This window comes from Nostoc sp., assembly GCF_036917235.1.
In the GTDB taxonomy this organism is placed as follows: Bacteria; Cyanobacteriota; Cyanobacteriia; order Cyanobacteriales; family Nostocaceae; genus Nostoc.
This window is the reverse complement of the sequence record NZ_JBALDU010000040.1, coordinates 100,569-123,527: the sequence shown is the minus strand read 5'-3', so window position 1 is coordinate 123,527 and position 22,959 is coordinate 100,569. Positions and strand designations below refer to the sequence as shown.

The 22,959-nt window shown below is 40.8% G+C and carries 19 protein-coding genes and 1 pseudogene; 4 read left to right on the top strand and 16 right to left on the bottom strand.

What is annotated here, in order from left to right:
• Positions 1-780 (bottom strand): class I SAM-dependent methyltransferase, encoded by a 780-nt coding sequence (locus V7K44_RS14555; protein ID WP_334932518.1) that lies wholly within the window; start codon positions 778-780, stop codon positions 1-3.
• 99 nt (positions 781-879) lie between these two features.
• On the opposite strand from V7K44_RS14555, the gene V7K44_RS14550 reads away from it, so the two are divergent.
• Together V7K44_RS14550 and V7K44_RS14545 are read left to right on the top strand one after the other, a co-directional pair.
• The gene (locus tag V7K44_RS14550) at positions 880-1,737 is read left to right on the top strand and encodes a ParA family protein (protein WP_334932516.1); all 858 of its coding nucleotides are present in this window, start codon (positions 880-882) and stop codon (positions 1,735-1,737) included.
• The gene (locus V7K44_RS14545; RefSeq protein ID WP_334932514.1) at positions 1,737-2,156 is read left to right on the top strand and encodes a hypothetical protein; all 420 of its coding nucleotides are present in this window, start codon (positions 1,737-1,739) and stop codon (positions 2,154-2,156) included. Before V7K44_RS14550 ends, V7K44_RS14545 begins: the two co-directional genes overlap by 1 nt.
• Positions 2,157-2,175: 19 nt before the next feature.
• Here V7K44_RS14545 and V7K44_RS14540 read toward each other — a convergent pair.
• The 5 genes and pseudogenes from V7K44_RS14540 to groES form a co-directional block, all read right to left on the bottom strand.
• Positions 2,176-2,463 (bottom strand): annotated as a pseudogene (locus V7K44_RS14540) (DUF4351 domain-containing protein); the annotation flags it as partial.
• A gap of 22 nt (positions 2,464-2,485) precedes the next feature.
• A complete protein-coding gene (locus V7K44_RS14535) occupies positions 2,486-5,179 on the bottom strand; it encodes a MinD/ParA family ATP-binding protein (RefSeq protein ID WP_334932512.1) in 2,694 nt (897 codons plus the stop codon).
• Between the two features lie 12 nt (positions 5,180-5,191).
• The gene (locus tag V7K44_RS14530) at positions 5,192-5,632 is read right to left on the bottom strand and encodes a hypothetical protein (RefSeq protein WP_334932510.1); all 441 of its coding nucleotides are present in this window, start codon (positions 5,630-5,632) and stop codon (positions 5,192-5,194) included.
• Between the two features lie 100 nt (positions 5,633-5,732).
• Positions 5,733-7,367, bottom strand: a complete 1,635-nt coding sequence (gene groL, locus V7K44_RS14525; RefSeq protein WP_334932508.1) for a chaperonin GroEL — start codon at positions 7,365-7,367, stop codon at positions 5,733-5,735.
• Between the two features lie 133 nt (positions 7,368-7,500).
• Positions 7,501-7,812 (bottom strand): co-chaperone GroES, encoded by a 312-nt coding sequence (groES, locus tag V7K44_RS14520; RefSeq protein WP_100898362.1) that lies wholly within the window; start codon positions 7,810-7,812, stop codon positions 7,501-7,503.
• A 1,079-nt stretch (positions 7,813-8,891) separates the two neighbouring features.
• Here groES and V7K44_RS14515 point away from each other — a divergent pair.
• Positions 8,892-9,569 carry a response regulator transcription factor gene (locus V7K44_RS14515; RefSeq protein WP_012407592.1) on the top strand — a complete coding sequence of 226 codons (678 nt, stop codon included), beginning with the start codon at positions 8,892-8,894 and terminating at the stop codon, positions 9,567-9,569.
• Between the two features lie 75 nt (positions 9,570-9,644).
• On the opposite strand, the gene V7K44_RS14510 is transcribed toward V7K44_RS14515, so the two are convergent.
• The 9 genes from V7K44_RS14510 to V7K44_RS14470 form a co-directional block, all read right to left on the bottom strand.
• Positions 9,645-9,953, bottom strand: coding sequence for an NIL domain-containing protein (locus V7K44_RS14510; RefSeq protein WP_334932506.1), 309 nt, complete (start codon positions 9,951-9,953; stop codon positions 9,645-9,647).
• A gap of 368 nt (positions 9,954-10,321) precedes the next feature.
• Positions 10,322-11,755, bottom strand: a complete 1,434-nt coding sequence (locus tag V7K44_RS14505; RefSeq protein WP_334932504.1) for an ATP-binding protein — start codon at positions 11,753-11,755, stop codon at positions 10,322-10,324.
• A 172-nt stretch (positions 11,756-11,927) separates the two neighbouring features.
• Positions 11,928-12,911 carry a chemotaxis response regulator protein-glutamate methylesterase gene (locus tag V7K44_RS14500; protein ID WP_334932502.1) on the bottom strand — a complete coding sequence of 328 codons (984 nt, stop codon included), beginning with the start codon at positions 12,909-12,911 and terminating at the stop codon, positions 11,928-11,930.
• 138 nt (positions 12,912-13,049) lie between these two features.
• Positions 13,050-15,308: a hybrid sensor histidine kinase/response regulator gene (locus V7K44_RS14495; RefSeq protein ID WP_334932500.1), complete on the bottom strand. Its 2,259-nt coding sequence runs from the start codon at positions 15,306-15,308 to the stop codon at positions 13,050-13,052.
• Positions 15,309-15,685: 377 nt separating this feature from the next.
• Positions 15,686-16,402 carry a chemotaxis protein CheW gene (locus V7K44_RS14490; RefSeq protein WP_334932498.1) on the bottom strand — a complete coding sequence of 239 codons (717 nt, stop codon included), beginning with the start codon at positions 16,400-16,402 and terminating at the stop codon, positions 15,686-15,688.
• Between the two features lie 9 nt (positions 16,403-16,411).
• Positions 16,412-18,184, bottom strand: a complete 1,773-nt coding sequence (locus tag V7K44_RS14485; RefSeq protein WP_334932496.1) for a methyl-accepting chemotaxis protein — start codon at positions 18,182-18,184, stop codon at positions 16,412-16,414.
• Between the two features lie 275 nt (positions 18,185-18,459).
• Positions 18,460-18,711, bottom strand: a complete 252-nt coding sequence (locus tag V7K44_RS14480) for a hypothetical protein (protein WP_334932494.1) — start codon at positions 18,709-18,711, stop codon at positions 18,460-18,462.
• A 282-nt stretch (positions 18,712-18,993) separates the two neighbouring features.
• Positions 18,994-20,253 carry a CheR family methyltransferase gene (locus tag V7K44_RS14475; protein WP_334932492.1) on the bottom strand — a complete coding sequence of 420 codons (1,260 nt, stop codon included), beginning with the start codon at positions 20,251-20,253 and terminating at the stop codon, positions 18,994-18,996.
• Positions 20,254-20,274: 21 nt separating this feature from the next.
• Positions 20,275-20,751, bottom strand: a complete 477-nt coding sequence (locus tag V7K44_RS14470) for a chemotaxis protein CheW (protein WP_334932490.1) — start codon at positions 20,749-20,751, stop codon at positions 20,275-20,277.
• 432 nt (positions 20,752-21,183) lie between these two features.
• Between V7K44_RS14470 and V7K44_RS14465 the strand changes: the two genes are divergently transcribed.
• A complete protein-coding gene (locus V7K44_RS14465; RefSeq protein WP_442940691.1) occupies positions 21,184-21,393 on the top strand; it encodes a hypothetical protein in 210 nt (69 codons plus the stop codon).
• Between the two features lie 135 nt (positions 21,394-21,528).
• On the opposite strand, the gene asnS is transcribed toward V7K44_RS14465, so the two are convergent.
• Positions 21,529-22,920, bottom strand: a complete 1,392-nt coding sequence (asnS, locus tag V7K44_RS14460) for an asparagine--tRNA ligase (RefSeq protein WP_334932488.1) — start codon at positions 22,918-22,920, stop codon at positions 21,529-21,531.
• Between the last annotated feature and the right edge of the window lie 39 nt (positions 22,921-22,959).

The following is a 22,959-nucleotide window of genomic DNA, read 5'->3' as shown; positions in this document are numbered from 1 at the left end:
TTAAATTACTTCACCAAGATGTACGCTAGTGCGATAGACCATATAGACAAAACCACTCTCATCACGAAAGTGCTGATATAATTCTTCAAAATTATCAATAAGTTGTTCGTATGCCAAGCCTTCACGCGGTAGGTAAGAAGCACTCATTGCTCGCCCAATAAGTCCAGTTAAATCTAACTGTTGCTTATAAGTAAAATTATATTCCTGAATGTTAATAAAATGGGGAGTTACTAATAGTGGCTCCACCGTTTGCATTCGAGATTCTGCTGGATGATTATTAGATGCTTCGCGGACTATTAGGCTATATTCTGTAGTTAACGCATCTTCTTTATCGCGGTTATTCCACACCACAGCCAAGCGTGCTGATGGTTTTAAAATGCGGTGAAATTCCAATAAAGTTGGTTCGGGATTGAACCAGTGAAAAGCTTGAAAACAAGTAACTAAATCAACTGATTTATCAGGTAGTTGGGTAAATTCTGCTGTTCCATCACGAAACTCTATCAAAGAATGTGGTTTAGCAGCTTCTCGCATCGCCGTATTTGGTTCTATGGCTATGACATTAACCCCCCGTTCCGCTAACAATCTTGAAGCAATTCCTGTACCTGCACCTATATCTGCTGCTACGAGTTGTGAATTTTCACCTAATCCTTCCAAGATAATATCAATTGCATCTGCGGGGTAACTTGATCGATATTTTACATAATCATCTGCTCTGTCAGAAAATCGATTGAGTGGGTTTAAGGTATGTAAGGGGGTTATCTCAGGATTAATTTGGCTCATGGGTTTTGATGTAAAAGTAAAAATAAACCTGTTAGTTGGGCGTATTTTCAGGGAAGCATAGAACTGTAGTTCATGAAATGCGTCAATCTACCAGAAATTATGACAGCTAAAGTGATAAGCATTTGCAACCTCAAGGGTGGAGTTGGTAAAACTACCATAGTCATGGCATTAGCAGAATACTTAGCAGGCGATACAATGTACAAAAAGCGTGTACTTGCTATTGACCTTGATCCTCAAAGTAATTTGACTAGTGCTTTAATGTTAGAAGAGGTTTGGGAAAAAGAATTTGAAAGTAAAAAATTGACATTGCCTTATTTATTTAAAGATCCTGAATATTTTCTAGAAAATATTAAAAACGAAAATTTTATAGTCAAACACAATGTTTCAAATGTTAGAAATAGAAATTCTTTCGCCCACTTACATCTGATACCTAGTAGCCCAAGGCTATTTGAAATCCAGGAAGAATTACCATCAGGTTATTATTCTTTTAATTTTAAACCTGTTGATCTTATTCGTACAATCCTCAAACCTTTATTGAATAATTATGACTATATTTTAATAGACTGTGCCCCAAATATTAACACAGTAGTAAAAAGTGCATTTTTAGCTAGCAATGCTTGTATAATCCCTTGTGTACCAAATCGAATGTCAATTCATGGATTAGATTTACTACTTCAACACATTGAAAAGTTTAATAGAGATTATGTACATAACTTAAAACTAGTAGGAACTTTAATTTCACGTTATAACCGAACTATAGCTCAAACTGAAAATTTAAACTCTATTATTGTTAACCCTTTCTATCCACCAGTTTTTGAAACCAAAATTCTAGAAAGAGCGAAAATTGCAGAAGGGTTAGAATTGAGTAATTATTTGACATATAGACAAAAATACGATGATTCTCATGATTCTATGGTGAAGTTAGCTAAAGAATTTATTCAACGAGTAGGTAGATAATGGAAGCATCACAAATTGCAGACTTATTAAGAGCGATCGCAGAAGTTTTAGAATCAGATCCAAAATTTGCCAAGGCTGTAGAAAAATGTCTAACTAACAGTTTAAACGCTCAAAAAAGTAAAGATTCATCCAACGTAACACCAAAGCAGTTAGAGGCTAGTAAAACTCTCAAAAATGGCGATCTTATCCTAACTGAATGTCGGCAAATTTTACGCGGACAGGGTGAACAACAACTGAGGCTGTACTTAACTGAGCTAGGAGAACAGGTTAGAGAATTATTGAAACACGGTCAACTTGACCCGAAACGCTCTATGCGCCGCCGGAAGGATTTGAATATTATTATTGAGCATATTATTCAAAAATTGCAAGCTCAAGATAAAAGCGGTAAACTACTTGCAGCCTCAATCTCTAAAATATGATGCAGCTTTATTAATACCTCTATTGCTGTTCTAACCAAGCTATCAAATCAGCAACTTCTGAAAAATCCAATAACGCCTCTCCCAAATCCTCTAACTGTTCAGCGGATAAATTACGAACCTGCTCAACTAATGATGCATCAATATCACCAAAACGCCGTTTAAACTGACGACTAATCAATTGAAACGCTTCCTTTTGAACGATATCTTGATAAATTACAGACTCTTTCATAATATCCTCCCGCAAAAATTGCCAAACCAAATCTTTTTCAAACCTCAAAATGGCGAGAACTTCTATACAAACTGCAATATAAATAAAGTCGACAATATTTTTATACCGCGCCTCTACGATCCATTTCAAAACCATATACATAGATATCAGCAACCTTATAGCGTTTCTCTTTTTTTCGCCATTCAATAATGCCAATTTCCGCTAAAAAAGAAGCAAATTCTTCAAAATTTGCTATGTCATGTGCTGACTCTTCCCATACTGTTTGTAACTGTTCTTTAGATAAGAAGGCCAATTTACCCTTAAGAGAATCAAAAAATTTAGCCAAATCAGGGTATTCCTCTTTAATTTCTTCACATCGCTTTTCTGATGCTTTTTTCAAACCAAATTCTAGGGATTTTCCTTGAAGTAAGCGGTCTGTACGGAATTTGCTTGATGATTGTCCCTTATAGGTTAGTTCTTGTTCTTTTGCTCCTTTAAGTAATATACTTAAGCTCCGAGGAAAAGTAGTACCACTTGAGTCTGTTAATCGTTCATAAACCCATCGAGATACATTTTTAGCTCTGTTTCCACCTCGGCGACGACTTCCCCAAAGTATTTCTAAAGCTTTATCAATCGCTTCTTCAGTAGCTTGATCAATACTTTCAAAAGCAACAGGAGATATTCGGTCAACCAAATTCTTGAAATCTTCAGATTGTATTGCTTGGCGAAGTGCTAATCGGAGAAAGTCAATCCTAGTCCACTGTAAGATAATGTCCCGTCCAGTAAAATGACTTTTATTGTCGAAACTTAAATGATTCCATATATCTTCTCTCAAGAAAATTTTAAATCTAATTTCTGTTAATCTGTTAGCATCACAAGATTGAACTAATTGTAATAAGCCAGTGAGTGCTTGCTGTCTTACTCCTCCTACTTCAGGAAAATCTTCATCTAAATCATCGTAAAGAAACCACAGTTTTTGAGAATTATTTTTGGCTTCTTCATTAAGAAGAATATCTATGGCATCTTTGACTATGAGCCGTAGTTCAGAGTTAGTAGATAATAATAGCAAGGCTTGAGTGCATTCAGACTGCCATCTTTCTATAGGTAAATTATTAATAACTTTTTTCAGCTCACTAAACTTTGCACCTTTCTTACCTTTAGGAAAATTAAATAAATTTTCATGATGACATCTCAGCAGTAAATAAGCTCTCCAGAAAGCTTCCCATGTGCCACTATTTTGCTGTAAATTTTGATGGATGATTTGGAATTCATCACGAGATGGGCGACTTTTTTGGAATCTACCATGTGCTGATAAAAATATAGTCTTATCCAACCGTCCATGAGCTAGTTTTTGAGCAACACTTTTGTGTTTTAGAAAAAGCCAATAAAGTGCAGTTTTTCCTGTGCCTTTTCGCCCTCTAATTAGGCAGGTTGTATCGTCTAAAAATCTTTCAAAATCAGTAGTGCGCTGAAATAGTAGATTCAAATCTTGTCTTTGGTCAGCAGCATTTACTTCAGGAAATTGCAGACTTTCAATAATGTTCCACCGCTGATCTATTGTATTTAAAACATTGCTACGTTTGAGTTCATCAGTTTTTTCATCAATTAAGTTCGCAATTTTTGTGTAGTAATCTTGCATACCTTGTACAGGATAGCTATCAGCCAAAGCGATTGGCAAAAGATAAGGGACTACTAAAAGTTTTTCTATTGGAGTTTGAGAATTATCTAAATCTGGCTCATCTTCATCTGTTTCATAGTTTTCATTTGTTCCTGTATTTAATCTGTTCAGCAATGAGTACCAAATTTGTTTTACTTTCGACAAACCAATCTCAGTAACATCAGGAACAGGAGAAAAAACAAAATTAATGGATAAATTTTTTACCCATTGTAGGGATTGTATTAGCAGTTCTATTCCTTGTTTATTTTGTTCGTTAGGAAAAAGAAATATAATTGCTTCGTCAGCTGCTTGAATTAATGATAAAGCTCCCCATTGATTGATTCCAGTTCTCGAATCAATTAAGATAATATCAGGTTTTAATTGTTCGTAAATTTCACGTTTGAAAACAGACCAAAGATTTTCATCTCCATCAATAATAGTAGTAGCATGAAGATCATCAACTTTGGAGACATAATCAAGATTCAGACAACCAGCAGGAACAACAAATAATCTTCCTGTGGCGTTAGAGATTTTCACTTCACCAAAAATTTCAGCAATTGAAATACTTGGTTCTACGTCACCTGGTAAGTAGGAACGCTCATAAAAATAGTCAACTATTCCATACTTTGGTTGTGGCTTGAGGTCGAATGCTGTACTCAACCCAGGTGCTTCTAAATCTAAATCCACAGCTACGACTTTAAGACCACGCATTGCCAAAATTGAGGCAACATGGGTTAATGCAGTAGTTCGACCTACTCCTCCTTTAAAGGAATAAAAAGTTACGGTTCTGGGTAAACTGGGTTCAAGCTGGGGAAGTTGAGGTTGATTTTGCGGATTTGCTGCGTGAATTGCTAAATCTTGCCAAGTTTGTACTGAAGCTGTATTAAAAGCCTGCGGTGCAGAAAGATTTAGTGAATCTGCTTCTTGACGCGTATATAAGGAAATAAACCCAGGAGATAAATGAGGAACTTGTGATTTAAGTAAATTAAAACTTTGTTCTTTCCTTTCAGGAATAGATAAATTAATAAAGCGATCGCTTACAATAGTCAGATTCAATAAACCTGATGTAGAAATATTTAAATCAACCCATTCTTGTGAATTATTCACATATTGGTTTGCAATCTCCTGCTTTAGCAAAACCTGCCAACTTTCCTGCATTTGACCACCTCTTTAAAGTTGAGTAGCTTGCGTTTGTAACCACCCCTTGAGACTCCGATAAGCTTTTAACCAGCGTTTATAACTTTCATCATCAGGCTCAAGGCCACAATAACGCATATTTATAAAATTTTGGCTATTTGGATTTTCCACTTCAGTAAGCCATTTTTGCACTTCAGGATAATTATCAATTCTAGATTTAAGTCGATTGTGCCGCTTTAATGCTTCTATGTAACTATGTCCTGGATTAGTAATAGTATGCCCAGGATGAGTAGAATCTGTCTTCCATTCCTGAGTTGCACCCTTTGGTAAGGTAGCAAAAATCATTGCTTTTAATAAACATTCAATAGTTACACCTCCAAAGTGCATAGCGGCTACTCTTCTTTCCGATTCCTTTCTACATAATATTTCAGTATCAAGGTGACGCTGCATAAAAGCGGCTTGGTAATCTTCCATTTCGTTATTTTCTCGTTTGAAACACCTGAATCTTGACACAAAAAAACAGCCGCCTCCACAAGGGAAGCAGCTATTTTTCAACTTATGTAACTACAAACTATTAGTAATCGAAGTCACCGCCACCAGCACCAGCGCCAGCAGGAGCGCCATCTTTAGGCTCAGGCTTGTCAACTATAATACATTCGGTTGTCAACACCATACCAGCGATGGAAGCAGCGTTTTGCAGAGCAGAACGAGTCACCTTAGCAGGGTCAACAATACCAGCAGCTAACAAATCGACGAATTCGTTTGTTGCAGCGTTGTAGCCAACGTTGAATTCTTTCTCTTTGACGCGTTCAGCAATCACAGCACCATTCTGACCGGCGTTTTCAGCAATCCGCTTCAGAGGTGCAGGTAAGGCGCGAACGACAATCAACGCACCAATCAACTCTTCATCCTTAAGATTGCTCTTTGCCCACTCTTCCAATTCAGGAGCAAGGTGAGCCAGAGTTGTACCACCGCCAGGAACGATACCTTCTTCCACAGCAGCTTTGGTAGCGTTGATAGCGTCTTCTAGGCGCAGTTTCTTGTCTTTCATTTCGGTTTCGGTCGCTGCACCAACTTTCACTACAGCAACACCACCAGAGAGTTTAGCAAGACGCTCTTGTAATTTCTCTTTGTCGTAAGAAGATTCGGTTTCATCGATTTGACGACGAATCTGTTCTACACGAGCCTTAACAGCAGCTTCGTTACCTTCGGCAACAATTGTGGTGCTGTCCTTGGTGATGGTGATTCGGCGAGCTTTACCCAGGCTATCGAGCTTGGTGTTATCTAGCTTCAAACCAGCATCTTCGGTAACTAGTTGACCACCAGTTAAAACGGCGATATCTTCTAATAGTGCTTTGCGGCGATCGCCAAAGCCAGGAGCCTTAACAGCAGCCACGTTGAGTACACCGCGCAAACGGTTTACTACCAAGGTTGCCAAAGCTTCTTTTTCAATATCTTCGGCGATAATCACCAAAGGACGGCCAGCACGAGCTACTTGCTCTAACACTGGTACGAGGTCTTGTACCAAAGCGATTTTCTTATCAGTCAGCAGGATGAAAGGCTCATCAAAAACTGCTTCCATCCGCTCAGGGTCAGTAGCGAAATAAGGAGATATGTAGCCTTTGTCAAAGCGCATCCCTTCAGTGATTTCCAACTCGGTAAACATAGATTTCCCTTCTTCTAGGGAAATTACGCCTTCCTTACCCACCTTGTCCATTGCTTGGGCAATCATCTGACCGACTTCTTCGTCATTACCAGCCGAGATTGCACCAACTTGGGCAATGGCTTTGGAATCTTCCACTGGACGGGCGTGTTCTTTGATTTTGTCTACCAAGAAGGCAGTAGCTTTGTCAATACCGCGCTTCAGGGAAATCGCGTTAGCACCAGCTGCAACGTTCCGCAAGCCTTCTTTGACGATCGCATGAGCTAAAACGGTAGCAGTGGTAGTACCATCGCCCGCAGCATCGTTGGTTTTAGAAGCAGCTTGACGAATCAAAGCTACACCAGTGTTTTCAATGTGGTCTTCTAATTCGATTTCTTTGGCGATCGTTACACCGTCATTAACAATTTGCGGTGCACCAAATTTCTTTTCTAGAACTACGTTACGACCTTTGGGGCCAAGGGTAACAGCTACAGCCTCAGCCAGGATGTCAATGCCTCGTTCCAAGGCGCGACGGGCGTTTTCGTTGTAGATAATGCGCTTTGCCATAATTTATTGTTAGTTGTCCTTTGTCATTTGTCTTTTGTTCTACCCTTCGGGAAGCCGCCCGGAGGGCGTCTACGTCATTTGTCATTTGTCCTTTGTCATTGGCTAATGACTAATGACCAATGACTAATGACCACTAGATAACAACTGCTAAAATATCTTTTTCAGAAAGCAGTACATATTCTTCAGTGCCGAGCTTAATGTCAGTGCCAGCGTACTTGGAGTACAGCACTTTATCGCCGACTTTAATTTCCAATTCTTGACGGTTTCCATCGTCATTACGCTTGCCAGGACCAAGGGCCACTACTTCCCCTACTTGGGGCTTTTCCTTGGCGGTATCGGGCAAATACAGACCACCTGCGGTCTTTTCCTCAGAGGCGTTCACTTTTACGAAAACGCGATCGCCTAAAGGTTTAACTGTAGAAACGCTTAAAGATAAAGCTGCCATAATTATTTTCTCCAGTTTAGCACTCTCAACTCCTGAGTGCTAATTTACCGAAAAGTGGCGTCTAATGGCAAGAATCCCTTGAGTACGGGTTCCCGAACTAGAGGGTCATAGATGTACTTAAGTATAAATGCTTAATTATTTCTACTTTGCGGGTTTTGTTCCGTAAGTTACGAAGAGAGTAGGGAGTAGGGAGGTATGAGAATTTTTCTCCACTCCCCAGCCAACTTTATTTGCAAAGCTTGCAAATTGTTATAGAACTGTAATCAGGGAGCCACTCGATAAGTAACAATACAGTGACAGCGAGCCAGTCCAGCCATCAAATCCCCAAAGCTACTAAGTCTCTGGAACATAAGACCCTGAGTAATTGTGTAGAAAGCTTAGGACTTGCAAAAATTCAGCAATACATTTTTATTTGCGCTGACTAGGCAATTGCTGCCCAAAAGGAGCTAGTCTGGAATTCTGGGATTACTTAAAAAAGCGACTTCAAGAGTTAAAACTCGATGAGCCGCACTAAAGTCATTCTATTTGCGTCTATAAAACTAAAGCCAACTGCTTGCGCGTTTCTTGTTCTAGATCGATAATGGTGGTTTACCCTGATGGTGTCTGGTATCGCCAAGCAAACCCGGAAGTTACCCTGCGGATCATCCGAGAACACTGAATAGGCAATAAAGTGGTAGAAAAATATGCGTTTTCAATCCATCTTTTGCCAGAAACTTCCCTAGTTTCTTGTGAACACCTCATAGAGGCTTAACAACTAAAGGATATGGTATAGCAGTAAGCTTAAAGAAAGTGCGGGTTGGTTTTGAGGTAGGGTCATCTTTAAGCCAATACTTACTTGTGAGTCCGAAAGATTATTATTTAATCAGTGTTTTTTACCCCGCCCCTTTCAAAGCGATATATAATAGCGCATTATAGATACTACTGCTATACGTATCCTTGCTGGACTTTTGCTATCGAGCGACTAGTCTATTGAAAGTGCTCGGCATTTTTGAGACTTCGAGACAGCAAAGGCAAGTTAAGTAGGAAAAAGGACAACATCTCGAATAACCCACCATAGAGGATAAATATTCAAGACTTTGATGGACCGAAGCGCGACAAGTGCCACTGCTATGAAAGAGCCCAGCATGAAAGATCACAAACGACTTCTATTGATTGATGATGACCCTAACCTCATCTTGCTGGTGAAGGATTACTTAGAATTCCGGGGATATGAAGTCATCACCGCTGAAAATGGACGTGAAGCTCTGGAAATTTTAGAGCAAGATGTTCCAGACATGATCATCTGCGACGTGATGATGCCGGAAATGGACGGATATACTTTTGTGGAACAAGTCCGGCAAAACGAACGCACCAGCTGGATTCCGGTTCTTTTCCTTTCAGCCAAGGGACAAAGTGCAGACCGAGTTAAAGGTCTGAACAAAGGTGCTGATGTTTATATGGTCAAGCCCTTTGAACCAGAAGAACTCGTCGCCCAAGTTGAATCCTCACTGAAACAAACTATCCGTTGGAAAGAACACCAAGCAAAAGGAGGCGAAAACGGTTCCCGCATCCAAGTTCCCTTTGATGTGCAGTTAACCCCAACCGAACTGAAAGTAGTTCAGTTTGTTGCTAGAGGTTTAGCTAACCGTGAAATTGCTGAAGAACTAAACGTTAGTCAGCGTACAGTTGAAAGCCATGTGTCCAATATGTTGGGCAAAACCAATCTCCACAACCGCACTGAACTAGCGCGGTGGGCGATTGAAAATCAAATGGCATAGTGAATTTTAGATTTTAGTTAGATTTTGGATTTTGGATTATCAATCTAAAATCCAAAATCCGAAATCCAAAATTAATTACCAACCATCTTCTTCAGGGCTGGATTGGTGCAAAACTTCTAAATCCAGTTCATCCAGGTAAGTTAGGGCGCTTTCAATTTGGGAAACAGTACCTCGCAGTTCCAAATCGAAGTAGCTATATTGTGGCACGTTTGCGCTTACCTGAGCATCAGCAATAATGACTGTAATGCCATAGTGAGAAACCAGTCGTGAAATGACTGGTTCCTCATGTAACTCTTTAGGGATACGAACCTGGATGCGAGTTTGGGTGCGTCTATTATCTAAAATATCAGTATTAAATTTTACTTGTTTATTTGGAATTGCCATTGTAGCTTCCTATTCGACTTCTTGGATAAGGGTTTAGCTTTGCACGATTTCTTTTAACACTAGCGTCACTCATCCCATGCACGCAAGCGGTAGCAAATGATTCATAATTCATCATGAAGATTAGATGATATGAATTATGGATTTTCATAAACAAGTGCGATCGCATCTAATGCAATACGGTTCGGTTAAGGTTTTTTGATGAAAATTATAGAGCGCAAAGATGCGAGAAATTATTGTAGAGACGGCGATTCATCGCTTCTCTTGTCTTAACCAAATAGTATTAGTATCTAATAAATTATGTATTTATTAAAACAGAATTCAGCATTCTTCTTTAGAAACTTATAAGTTAAATTTTCTTAGAAGATAAATCAACGCCCTAAAAAATAATTCTCCAGTGAAGTCTTAGTTTGAGTGTCGCTTTTATTATTAACATTTAATGCTATTGGAATTTCGATCGTAAATTCCGTTCCATAAGTAAGTTCAGACTTTAGCTGGATATTTCCCTGATGTTTCTCAATAATTTGATGGCTAATTGCTAAACCTAGTCCCGTTCCTTTGTTGATAGGTTTAGTTGTAAAAAAAGGATCGAATATCTTGCTTTGAATCTCAGAATCTATTCCATCACCGTTATCTCTAAATGTAATTATGACTGTTTCTAATTTAGTTACTTCAGTTTGAATTACAATTTGCTTTTGGCTCTGATTATCTAGCTCTAGTAAAGCGTCAATGCTATTACTAAGGATATTCATGAATACTTGGTTTAGTTGTGCTGGATAACATTGAACTGGTGGGAGATTACCATATTTTTTAATCATCTCAATTTTTGGTTGTAGTCGATGATTTAAAAGTAATAAAGTACTTTCTATACCTTCATGAATATTAACAGCTTTTTTCTCTGACTGATCGAGTCGAGAAAAGTTTTTTAGGGACAGCACGATGTCACGAATCCGATCGGTTCCTATCCTCATGGATGAAAGAATTTTTGGTAAATCATCGATGATGAAATCAATATTAAAGTCGCCGAATTTTTCTTCAAACAAAGAATACGAATCTGGATGTTCTTGTTGATATAGTTGGATTAAATTTAAAAGACAGTTTACATGGTTATTAAGATGATTAAAATTCCCGTGAATAAAATTAACAGGATTATTAATTTCGTGCGCTAAACCTGCAACCATCCGACCCAAGCTAGACATTTTCTCTGTCTGGATCAATTGAACTTGGGTAGTTTGTAATTCTCGTAAGGTATTTTCTAACTGTTGTGCTTGAAGTTGGGCAGTAGCAGTTGCAGTAGTGAGTGCTTTGAGGTTATTGTAAGCTTTAGAATGATAACGAATGCGGGCAATTAACTCAACTGGATCGGGTAATTTGATTAGGTAGTCATTTGCACCCTCAGCAAAAGCTTCTGCTTTGAGCTTTGCTTCTTCTTTACTGGATAGCATGACGATCGGAATATCACGAGTTACTGGATGAGAGCGAAACCAACGCAGTAACATTAATCCATCGATATCTGGCATGATCATATCCAAAAAGATCGTCGTTGGTTCTATGGCGATCGCATCTTGAATAGCTTTAGCTGGATTACTTGTGTAGTGAAGAGAAATATCTGTTTCTGTCGCAACGATTCGACGGAAGGCTTCGCTGATAATTACCTGATCGTCAATTAGCAAAAGTCTGACTGTGGATATTTTAGCATCCAGAATAAATGGCACAGCTTGCGGGGTTTCTGGTTCACTCCACTTCGGTGATAATTTTTCTGTCTTTTGAGATATTTGTAAGAGTGCTGTTTCTTGCGGGTTCATTTAGCACCTCTAAATGGGTCTTTGTTTTCACGACTACAAACTAATAAATTAAATGTACTAATTTGCAATTGTCGCAATTATATCTCAGTAATTCAGGATTTTGAAATACTTCGTAAAGGTGTTTTAAGCATTTGCTTCAAAGCATATATTTTGACAAAAGTATAATAAAGTACTATTTATTTAAGTATTTTGCCGTAAATTTGATACAGGCTGATGCGATCGCCTCAACTGGCAAAACCTCCACCGCAGCTTTTAATTCTACGGCTACTTTCGGCATACCATAAACAACGCAAGTTTTGCGGTCTTGAGCAATAGTATGCCAACCTGCTTCGCGCAATTGTTTTAAGCCTTGAGCGCCATCTCCACCCATCCCCGTCAGCAACGCCCCAACCCCCTTTCCAGTCCAATTTTTAGCCACACTCTTGAAGAAAACATCGACTGATGGACGATAGGAAAAATTTAGTGGTTCTTTGTCATAGCCAAGGGTGAGATCGGGACGCATGACCAAATGATGGTTTGTGCTGGCAAGCAGAACTTTACCGGGGTGTGGTGTATTTCCTGCGATCGCAATTTGCACAGGCATAGAAATTTGCTCATTTAACCAGGTGGCAAAACCTTGGACAAATTGGGCATCTATATGCTGAACAACAACCACAGCTGCCGGAAAGTCTTGGGGAAATTGGGAGAGAATAGTTGTCAATGCTTGGGGGCCACCAGTGGAAGCCCCGATAACAATTAGGGATGGAAGTGATTTTGAGTAATGGACACGCCGATGTGAAGATTTGCCAATTAAGCGGGCGATCGCAGCAATTTTATTTAGTAGCCCATCATCAGCCAAGGCTGGCGTATTGATGGCATCCAAGGCTCCATAACCCATTGCTTCAAAAACCTTGGCTGCATAGCGATTAACGCTAGCTGTCACCATCACAATGGCGCAGGGAGATTGGCTCATGATGCGCCGTGTCGCTTCTACTCCATCCATGCTGGGCATTAGTACATCCATCAAAATCAGGTCGGGAGTATCAGCTGCACATTTGCTCACAGCTTCCGCACCATCGTAAGCAACCCACGCCAGCTTGTAATCTGGTATTTTTACCACAGCCCGCCGCAGTGCTTCTACAGCCATGAACATATCGTTAGCGATCGCAATTCTCACAAATTATGGCATTTTTCCAAAATAACGCTACAAATACAACAGATAAAAACCCAGATTAAATCTTACTTTCTTAATTACGAATTACGTTAGCGTAGCGTTAGCGAGTCCTCGAGCGTCATTACGAATTACGAATTATTATCAAGCTTCTCCAATTAAATCAATCACTGCCTTTAATAGAGTGTCATCATGAAAGCTACTCTTAGTTAAGTAGTAGTCTGCACCTGCTTCTAACCCTTGCAGTCGGTCTTCTTCTCGGTCTTTGTAAGAAACAATAATCACAGGTATTTGCTTCAACTTGGCATGAGTTTTTATCTGGCTGGTGAGTTCAAAGCCGTTCATCCGGGGCATATCAATATCTGTCACCACTAAGTCATAATCGCCGCTGCGGATTGCATTCCAACCATCAATGCCATTAACTGCTACTTCAGCTTTGTAACCGTTGTTTTCCAAAAGTTTGCGCTCCATTTCGCGCACAGTTATTGAATCATCTACTACTAATACTCGCTTGTAAGTTTTGGTAACTGCCTGATGAGCAGACTGATTTACCTGAGAAAGTTGTCCACTGGAAAACACCTTTGCAATGGAACGGACTAAATCTTCGACATCGACAATCAAGACTGGCGAACCATCATCCATCAGGGCGGCGGCGCTAATGTTGGGGACTTTACCAAGGCGAGGATCTAAAGGTCGGACAACCAAATTGCACTCACCGAGAAACCGATCTACAACTAATCCATAACGATTGAGGCGATCGCTAATTACAATAACTGATAACGATTCTACATTCACCGCAGGCGAGGCTAACTCTAAAACTTGACTTGCCATAATCAACTCCACAGGTTGATTATTCATCATGAAAAATGGACGATTTTCCGATACAGCAATCTTAGACTTGGATAATATCAACACCTGTTCAATGCGCGTTAGCCCAAAAGCATAGGGTTCGCCAGCAATTTCCACCAACAGGGTGCGAATCACAGATAGCGTCAGCGGTAACTGCAAGTAAAAGGTCATACCCCTTCCCAACACAGAAACCGCCCGCAACGTCCCGCTAACTTCCCGCACTGCGCTATGGGCTATATCTAAACCCACACCTCTACCCGAAATTTCGGTGACAGTTTGGGTTGTGGAGAAACCAGGCAAAAACAGGAATTCCATCAACTCAACTTCGGTAAGTTGAGCTGCCATTTCCGGGTTTGTCAGTTGTTTGCTGATGACTACTTGGCGCAAAAACTCGATATCGATTCCCCGTCCATCATCTGCAACGGTGATAAACAACATTCCGGCACGATGGGTAACTTCAATACGAATAATTCCTTCTTCTGGCTTTCCGGTTGCTAAACGTTCCTGGGGCGATTCAATGCCATGATCGATCGCATTCCGCAGGATATGAGTCAACGGAGCTTCCAGACGTTCTAGAATATCTCGATCTACCAAAGTAGATTTACCGACGATTTCCAGTTTCACCCGTTTACCCAATTGTCTTGCTAAGTCGCGCACCATCCGGGGAAATCCCTGTCCCCCATCAGCAAAGGAACACATTCGAGTAGCAATAACTTCTTGATATAGGCGCTGGGAAAGGTTAGCAGAACGCTGAGAAAATTGTTCTAGTTCGTTTTGGCGATCGCTCATCATCTGGTAACATTCGTTAGCTTTTTGATGAGTTGCACTCAAGGTTTCCTTAATTTGCCGATCCAGATGATAGTTGCCCAATAAATCCTGTAACTTCTCCAACAGGTTAGATAATTCCCCCTGATTCTTTCTCAGCTTCAGCAAAGAGTTAGCAAATGGTTCTAACAAGTTCGCCTCAACTAAAGACTCTCCTGCTAAACCCATCAAGCGATTGAGATTTTCAGTACTCATTCGCACCGCCCGATTTTGGGTAATCCCCAGTTCTTCTAATGGGGATGGGGAAATAAGGGTTGTCTGTTGGTTGTCTTCTAACTGCGCTGTTGTTACTAGGGGATGAATTTCTGTAGAGGTTGCCTCTGGAGTTAGGATATTAGCGATCGCCCTCACCAATGATTGAATGCCAACATCTTCTAACACCTGCAAATTTGGGTTGGCTGTAACCGTTTCCGCTATACGCAGGAGCATATCTACCCCTTGCAACAATACATCAATGCGATCGGCAGTTAAGGTAAATTTTCCCTCTTGAGCCGCCACAAAGCAGTCTTCCATGACATGGGCAAGGTTGACAGCCGGATCGATTTGGACAATTCGCGCAGCGCCTTTGATGCAATGGGCTGCCCGCATTAAAGCTGCCAGTTCTGGTTGGGGATCGGGCTTAGTTTCCAGTGCCAACAGGCAATCATTCAATACCACAACTTGGGCTTTTACTTCCATGTTGAATAAATCAAGCAAGGAAAGATTGCTGACATCAAATTCTTCTAACATTACTACACCTTCCTAGAACACCGATTCATTAATCCTGGAAGAACCTCTCCCCCAACCCCTCTCCTACGAAGCTATGGTGTACACAAGTCTCTTGATCTGCACCTTTGTTGCATCGCCCTGCACGTTTGTTGTATTGACTCGAACCTTTGTTGCATCGCCCTGCACGTTTGTTGTATCGACTTGCACCTTTGTTGCATCGCCCTGCACGTTTGTTGTATCGACTCGCACCTTTGTTGCATCGACCTACAAAAATTAACCCACCCTACGTTCTGCAGCAACTTTAAAAGATTTGTGTACACCACCGTAGCCTACGAGGAGAGGGGAGTTTAGCTCCCCCTTCCCTACAAGAGAAGGGGGTTGGGGGGTTAGGTCTTTGATTACAGCACCTTCCTAGCTAAGGTAGTGAATAACAATTCATCATCTAAATAACTGACACTGTGGGATCGCTCCATTTGCGATCCGCCAGGTTGCCAGTGAAATAATCCTTTTGTATAAGTTTGAGTCAGACTCTTAGGCGAATCTTGTAACTCATCCCGGTGAAATCGGTGTACTCCATAAAGTTCGTCTACACCAAACACCCAAGTTTTATCTGCTTTTTCCAGCACCACCATGCGCGAATACACCACTGAACTGAGCGTTTGTACTGCTGTATCGACAGTTTCCAGATTCAACAAATCGCTCAAAGAGATACACAATCGCAATTCGCCTCGGATACTTACCAATCCGCGCAAGATTTGGTTGCTGCGATGCGGTATGGTATGAACCACACTCGCAGGAGAAATTTCTTTGAAGATTTGGGCAGAAAGTGCCAGCCATTCCCGTTGCAGACGAAAAATCACAACCGTGATTTGAGTTGTGCGTAAAGCATGGGATATCTGAGAATTTTCATCAGTTCTAGATTTAGCCAGTAACTCAGTCCACTGATGGCGATAATCTTCAGGTATGGAGCGCTCTAGCAAATAGCGTCCAGCAGTAGAGTAAACGGGGCAATTGCGGCAATGGGTATAGGTGGCTAATTGGGGACAAGAGCGATCGCCCTCAATGCCGATAAAATTCCAACAACGTTCAATATTTAATGGCGTAGCGGGGTTCATAAGGGCTGCTCAAGAGAATTGGTGAATCAGGGGTATAACGTCTTCTGTTTTCACCTGAAAGCGGGCAATCTCTTGACGCAATCCCTGCGCCACTTGGTTAAGTTGGGCTATAGCATGATTAATTTCCCGCAAAGAATCCGTAGTTTGCACAGAGGTACTGCTCAACTGCACCATCGCCTCACTAATTTGTTGCGCTCCCACAGATTGGGTTTCCATACCCTGGTTGACAAACTCAAATCGCGGATTCAGGTCTTGCACTTGCTGGATAATTTGCCCAACCTGCGTACTAATACTGGCAACATCTTCTATATTCCGCCCTACTTCTGCGGCAAACTTGTCCATCTCCATCACACCTGTAGAGACTGACGATTGCATCTGCTTCACCATCTGCTCAATGTCGAGGGTAGCAACGGCGGTTTGATCTGCTAATCGGCGAATTTCTCTAGCAACGACAGCAAAGCCCAAGCCATACTCTCCAGCTTTTTCGGCTTCGATCGCCGCATTTAACGATAGCAGATTCGTTTGGTCTGCCACCTTGGTAATTGTGACGACGATAGTATTAATGCTATTTGCCTTTTCGCTAATTACTCCCAATCGGGCAGCGATCGCATTTGTGGCTTCTGCTAACTGCCGCATAGTGATTTCCATCCGCACTATGTCTTTTTGACTATCATTCGCTGCTGTCGTTGTGATTTGTGAAATGGCCGCAACTTGTTCCATTGCACTTACTAATTCCCTAGAAGTAGCGGAAATTTCTTTAGTAGCGGCAGCTACCTCATTAGTAGAAGCAACTTGCTCGGTAAGCGTCCCTTCTAATTGTTTACCCGAAACTGCTATTTGAGTAGCTGAGGTAGTCACTTGGATACCTGAATGCTGTACCTGACGAATCAGAGTGTTGAGATTCTGAGTCATCCTTTGGAAAGCAGTTAAGAGTCTATTCATTTCATCTTTGCTGTTGGAATCAGCCATGACCTGAGTTGTTAAGTTCCCCGTGGAAATTTGCTCTGCAACCCTAACAACACCAAGAATCTGAAATGCAATTTGTCGAGCGATTATAAACCCAAAAATAATCGCAGTTATGGGGCCAATTGCAATTCCGATTGAAATCCAGAAAATGCTGCGAGCCACATTTTGTTCGACTTCTTTTTGTGTATCTGCTATATAACCTTCATTAAGTTTTAAAAGTTTGCTTGCTTGATCGTCAGTTATTTTAAATAAAGGTTCTTCCTTATTTGCTCCCTCGGAATCCATGCGATTACGTAATTGAATCGCTGTTTGAATAGTGTTAGAATCAGAAGTTTTTTCTTTTCCTTGACGCATGAATTCAATCTGTTTTTTCCAAGGATTGCGAACACCAAGTTGAGTGAACTGTTGTTCAATATCTAACAATTTCTCATGAGCTTCCTTCCAGGCATCTAGTTGTTCTTTAAGTAAGGCATACTCTTTTTTTTCTTGCTCGCTTAATGGCGTTGCTTCGTACTGTTTAATACCTTCATTAATCTGTTTCCAAGCATCCTGGATTTGAGTTATTGCACCTTGTCTTTCACTAACAGTGACTTCAGGATCGAATAGTAACCGTTCTGCCGATTGGATTTGTGTCTGACCTTCGTTAATTTTCCATATCCCGGACACACTGGGGATATTATCAGTCGCTAGTATATTAATGTACTGATTTAACTCGTTGGTGGTGAACCATCCCAGCAAGGCCATCGTGAGTACAATCAGTCCCATGAATAAAAATGAACCGATCAACCGTGTTTGCAAGGTCATGTTCTTGAACATTGGATATCCTATTGTTCCTCTGCTGCTGTAAAACGCATTCAGTTCTTAAAATTCCCAAATCACAAACAAGATGAACAGTCTGTATTTTTATTTTTAAACAAATTATTAAGTAGCTAGCCTTAGTTCAGAGACTAGCTTTTTTTTCTAATGTGAAAGTGTTGAGTGCTGAGTAAGAAGTTTGAGTATCTGAGGTGGATGAATCCCAATACTGCGTAGATTTTGAATATAGCGGTTCTTAGTTGAGTCCAATACAGACTTAACCCCCAGCCCCTTCCCTACAAAGCTACGGTGTACACACAAGTCTCTTGATCTGCACCTTTGATGCATCGCCCTGCACGTTTGTTGTATCGACTCGCACCTTTGATGCATCGCCCTGCACCTTTGTTGTATTGACTCGCACGTTTGTTGCATCGACCTGCACGTTTGTTGTATCGACTCGCACCTTTGTTCGACCTACAAAAATTAACCCACCCTACTGGCGTGGCAAGCTTAAAATGTTGCAATAAATTTTCTTGTGGGGTGGACATCTTGTCCGCCCCGGACGGGCGAGACGCCCATCCCACAAGAGTTAGATAATGCACTATTTTAGTCTTGCCACGGCACTACGTTCCGCAGCAACTTTAAAAGACTTGTGTGTACACCGTAGTCTAAAAGGAGAGAGGTCAAAGTCTATTGCATACAAACGAGAACCGCTATATTCATAGGTTGGGTTTCATTCCTCAACCCAACCTACACATTTCTAGTCCTAAAAACGTAATTACGAACTTGTACTGAGCGTAGCCGTTGGCGCAGCCTCTCGTAGAGAAGTATTACGAATTATTTAATCGGTGAATTCGTTGCCAAAGAAGATTAGCACTATCCGCATTTCCTTGATGTTCTTTGAGTAATGCCAGATGAGTCAGCGCCTCTTGGTGAGTCGGTTGTAAATAAATTGCTTTTTGAAAAGATTGTGCCGCCCGCTCATTTTGTGCCATCGCTTGCTGCACCTGACCTAGTAAAAGATATGCTTCAGTACTTGCCTGATTTCGGTTGAGATAGTCGTTGCATAGTTTAACCGCCTCATCCAATCGACCTTCATCGGCTAAAGCTCTAGCTGTTTCTAACAAATTTACTTTTAGTTCTATTGGCAATATGGGGTTCTGGGGAGCAACATTTAATCTCTCTTGGGTGACAATTTTTTTGGATAGCTGTCGCTTGTTGGCAACATCTATATTTTTGTCTGTAAAGCCTTGTCTCTGAATATTTGGATGATGATTTTTGCGAACATTTTCACCCCCAGTGGACTTTCGATGAGCAACTACTGAATCTTGACGAACTGAGATCAATTGAGTTTTAAACAATAACCAAGTTTCAGCGTGTCCAACAAATAGTAAGCCTTCTGTCTTTAGCAATCTTTCTAAGACTTGAATGGTGCGCTCTTTTGTTGTCACATCGAAGTAAATCAACAGGTTACGGCAAAAGACTACATCATAAAGCAGCGTGTCAGCAAGAAAAGCTGGATCTGCCAAGTTGTCATTAATAAAATTCACCATACATTTCACCTGTTCGCACAGGTGATATCCTGCCTCAGTTGCCTGAAAATAGCGCTCTTGAAACGATTGACTATTGCCGCGAAACGAGTATTGATTGTAGATTGCTCGTTGGGCTTTTGACAGGCACTTGTTGCTAACATCAACAGCATCAATGTGAATGTTTGTCGGATTTAATCCTGCTTCCAAAAGAGCGATCGCAATAGAATATGGTTCTTCACCGGTTGCACAGGGTACACTCAAAACCCGCAGTACGCCTTGGGGATTTTTTGGCAACCATTCAGATAATACGTAATGCTTCAGAAGTGCAAAAGACTCTGGTTCTCGGAAAAACCAAGTTTCTGGAACAATCACGGTGTCAATCAGTGCTTCCCATTCCTGCGTAGATACCTGTAACTTCCCCAGATAGTGAGCAATATCCGTGATGCCGCAATCTGCCATACGTTGATAAATTGCACTTGCGATCGCATCAGCACCAATAGAATTTGCATCTAAACCAATCTTGCTTTTTAGTAAAGCTTCAATAACAGATTGTGCCATTTATAGAATCTTCAGACCAATCTAAAATCTAGTATTGTGATGACTTTCTGGCAAGAGATTGACTTGCTGCGCTTCTGACAACAAGTACTCAATGCGAAGACACTGAATCATCCCTTGGTCATCAACAATCATTTTGCCCAAATATGGCGCTGTATCTATCTGAATATTGGGATCAACAAATTTAGACTGAGACTGGTGTAATGTTTCTACAACTTGTTCTGTCATCAAACCCAAAATATAAGGAGCCTTAAGTTCTGTATTATTACTCCCCCAATAATTGACTAGTATAATCCTAGTACTCAAGTATTCAGTGGAGGCTTTACCACGCATCAACTGACATAAATCGATTACTGGTACAATGCGTCCCCGATAATTAAAAACACCAGCGATATGCTCAGGCTGCTGGGGCAAAGTTTTGAGTACAACAAGTGGTATTACTTCTATAACCTGTCGGCTTTCTATGGCATATCGCTCATTCCCGATGTTGAGAAGTAACATTAGCATTAACTTACATCTCCAGTGCTAACTTTGATATTCCTTGTAGGCTATACAAGATGCCATCCTACGGTGATGAGAAATTTATTGCAGGCATATTCTAAAAACTATATGCTACTTTGTCAGAGTTTTAGGGAATTCTATTACTAGAACCTTAGATATAAATAAAAGTTAATTATTTAGGATATTTACTTCTGTGTAATGACCTATTCTATAAATCCCCATTGTCCAAAACCTGTTGACACGTAACGTCATGAGATAACACGACCTAATTTCTTCTTTTAGTCCAGCAATACAGGGATTAGAGGGCATTAGATATCGTTTGCGCGGTGCTTCTACAAAATAAAAAGTGGATACTCTTTTAGAAGCATTTCAATATGGGCACTATTTTCAGGATATCATGGTCAAAAAAACAGATGCGAAAGGAGTGAGATTATGCGCGAATCAGTCATTTATCAACAAATCCTAGAAGAAGGCGAAGCCAAAGGTAAAGCAGAAGGCAAAGCAGAAGGTAAAGCAGAAACAACAAGAAAATTGGCTTTAAATTTGTCGCGAATTGGAATGAGTTTAGAACAAATTGCTCAAGTTACTGAATTATCTATTGAGCAAATTCAAGTTTTACAAAAGGAGATTCAAAATTATTAATTTTAACTAATCGTTTTATAAAATACGCTACTTTGCAAGCGAAACCCGCATTCGCGGGTTTCAAAGTTTTTATTAGTCCACTAAGACTGACTTAGTTTGTGTAAACGCGATTTTTTATCGCCTTATTTAATCAAACTAAAACTCAGCACTTTGCGGTGTACGCGGGAAGGGAATCACATCACGAATATTTCCCATACCAGTTATAAATTGCACGAGTCGTTCAAAACCTAGTCCAAAACCAGCGTGTGGAACAGTACCGTAACGACGCAAATCCAGATACCACCACAAGTCTTCTGGGTTTAACCCTTGCGCTATTACTCGGCGTTCTAATACTTCTAAACGTTCTTCGCGCTGGGAACCGCCGACAATTTCGCCAATTTTCGGTGCGAGAATATCCATTGCGCGGACGGTTTTTTCATCGTCGTTCAACCGCATATAAAATGCTTTGATTTGCGCTGGATAATCTGTAACAATTACTGGCTTTTTAAACTGTTGTTCAGCTAGATAGCGTTCGTGTTCTGATTGTAAATCTAAACCCCAACTCACAGGATATTCAAATTTAACATCAGCTTTTTCTAAAAGTTTGATGGCTTCTGTATAAGTTAACCGTTCAAACTGATTATTAACAATATTTTCGGCTGTTGACAACACAGATTTATCAATACGTTCATTGAAAAATTCCATATCTTCTGGGCAAGTTTCCAACACATATTTAAAAATGTGCTTGAGAAACGCCTCAGCTAAATCCATATCGCCTTCTAAGTCACAAAAAGCCATTTCTGGCTCAACCATCCAAAATTCTGCTAGGTGGCGCGAGGTGTTGGAATTTTCTGCACGGAAGGTAGGGCCAAAGGTGTAGACGTTACTAAACGCCATCGCCATCACTTCCGCTTCTAACTGGCCGCTAACTGTTAAATATGTGGGTTTCGCAAAAAAGTCTTGGCTGTAATCTACTGCTTGGTTTTCTGTGCGCGGAATATTCTTTAAATCTAAACTGGTAACGCTAAACAGTTCACCAGCGCCTTCGCAATCGCTAGCAGTGATGATCGGTGTGTGTACCCACAAAAATCCTCTTTCTTGGAAAAATTGGTGAATTGCTGTCGAACAAGCATTTCTGACGCGGAAAACTGCACCAAAAGAATTAGTCCGCGATCGCAAATGTCCAATGGTTCGTAGAAACTCAAAGGAATGGCGTTTCTTTTGCAGGGGATATGTATCGGGATCAGCTTCGCCGTAAACTTTCACAGACTCGGCTTTCAATTCAATTCGCTGTCCTTTACCAAGGGAAGCCACTAGTACCCCTGTCGCTTCCACAGCCGCACCCGTATTCAATTTTTTCAATATAGCTTCATAATCTGGCAAATCCTGATTGATGACGACTTGCAAATTCGCTAGTGATGAGCCGTCATTGACTTCAATAAAAGCAAACCCTTTGGACTCGCGCTTCGTCCGCACCCAGCCTTGCACTTGGATGGACTCATCAGGTTGGCCACTTCGCAATATTTCTGCAATCCGTCGATTTGCCATATCTTACAACTTATATTTCGTCAACTTAGTAAGTAAAAA

Bases quoted from the DNA above. Each gene is read 5' to 3' on its own strand.
- V7K44_RS14505 (WP_334932504.1), bottom strand. From the start codon at position 11,755: ATGAACCCGCAAGAAACAGCACTCTTACAAATATCTCAAAAGACAGAA.
- V7K44_RS14465 (WP_442940691.1), top strand. From the start codon at position 21,184: ATGCGCGAATCAGTCATTTATCAACAAATCCTAGAAGAAGGCGAAGCC.
- groES (WP_100898362.1), bottom strand. From the start codon at position 7,812: ATGGCAGCTTTATCTTTAAGCGTTTCTACAGTTAAACCTTTAGGCGAT.
- V7K44_RS14480 (WP_334932494.1), bottom strand. From the start codon at position 18,711: ATGTCCACCCCACAAGAAAATTTATTGCAACATTTTAAGCTTGCCACG.
- V7K44_RS14555 (WP_334932518.1), bottom strand. From the start codon at position 780: ATGAGCCAAATTAATCCTGAGATAACCCCCTTACATACCTTAAACCCA.
- V7K44_RS14515 (WP_012407592.1), top strand. From the start codon at position 8,892: ATGGACCGAAGCGCGACAAGTGCCACTGCTATGAAAGAGCCCAGCATG.
- V7K44_RS14470 (WP_334932490.1), bottom strand. From the start codon at position 20,751: ATGTTACTTCTCAACATCGGGAATGAGCGATATGCCATAGAAAGCCGA.
- V7K44_RS14485 (WP_334932496.1), bottom strand. From the start codon at position 18,184: ATGTTCAAGAACATGACCTTGCAAACACGGTTGATCGGTTCATTTTTA.
- V7K44_RS14535 (WP_334932512.1), bottom strand. From the start codon at position 5,179: ATGCAGGAAAGTTGGCAGGTTTTGCTAAAGCAGGAGATTGCAAACCAA.
- V7K44_RS14545 (WP_334932514.1), top strand. From the start codon at position 1,737: ATGGAAGCATCACAAATTGCAGACTTATTAAGAGCGATCGCAGAAGTT.
- V7K44_RS14490 (WP_334932498.1), bottom strand. From the start codon at position 16,402: ATGAACCCCGCTACGCCATTAAATATTGAACGTTGTTGGAATTTTATC.
- V7K44_RS14530 (WP_334932510.1), bottom strand. From the start codon at position 5,632: ATGGAAGATTACCAAGCCGCTTTTATGCAGCGTCACCTTGATACTGAA.
- V7K44_RS14475 (WP_334932492.1), bottom strand. From the start codon at position 20,253: ATGGCACAATCTGTTATTGAAGCTTTACTAAAAAGCAAGATTGGTTTA.
- asnS (WP_334932488.1), bottom strand. From the start codon at position 22,920: ATGGCAAATCGACGGATTGCAGAAATATTGCGAAGTGGCCAACCTGAT.
- V7K44_RS14510 (WP_334932506.1), bottom strand. From the start codon at position 9,953: ATGGCAATTCCAAATAAACAAGTAAAATTTAATACTGATATTTTAGAT.
- V7K44_RS14495 (WP_334932500.1), bottom strand. From the start codon at position 15,308: ATGTTAGAAGAATTTGATGTCAGCAATCTTTCCTTGCTTGATTTATTC.
- groL (WP_334932508.1), bottom strand. From the start codon at position 7,367: ATGGCAAAGCGCATTATCTACAACGAAAACGCCCGTCGCGCCTTGGAA.
- V7K44_RS14550 (WP_334932516.1), top strand. From the start codon at position 880: ATGACAGCTAAAGTGATAAGCATTTGCAACCTCAAGGGTGGAGTTGGT.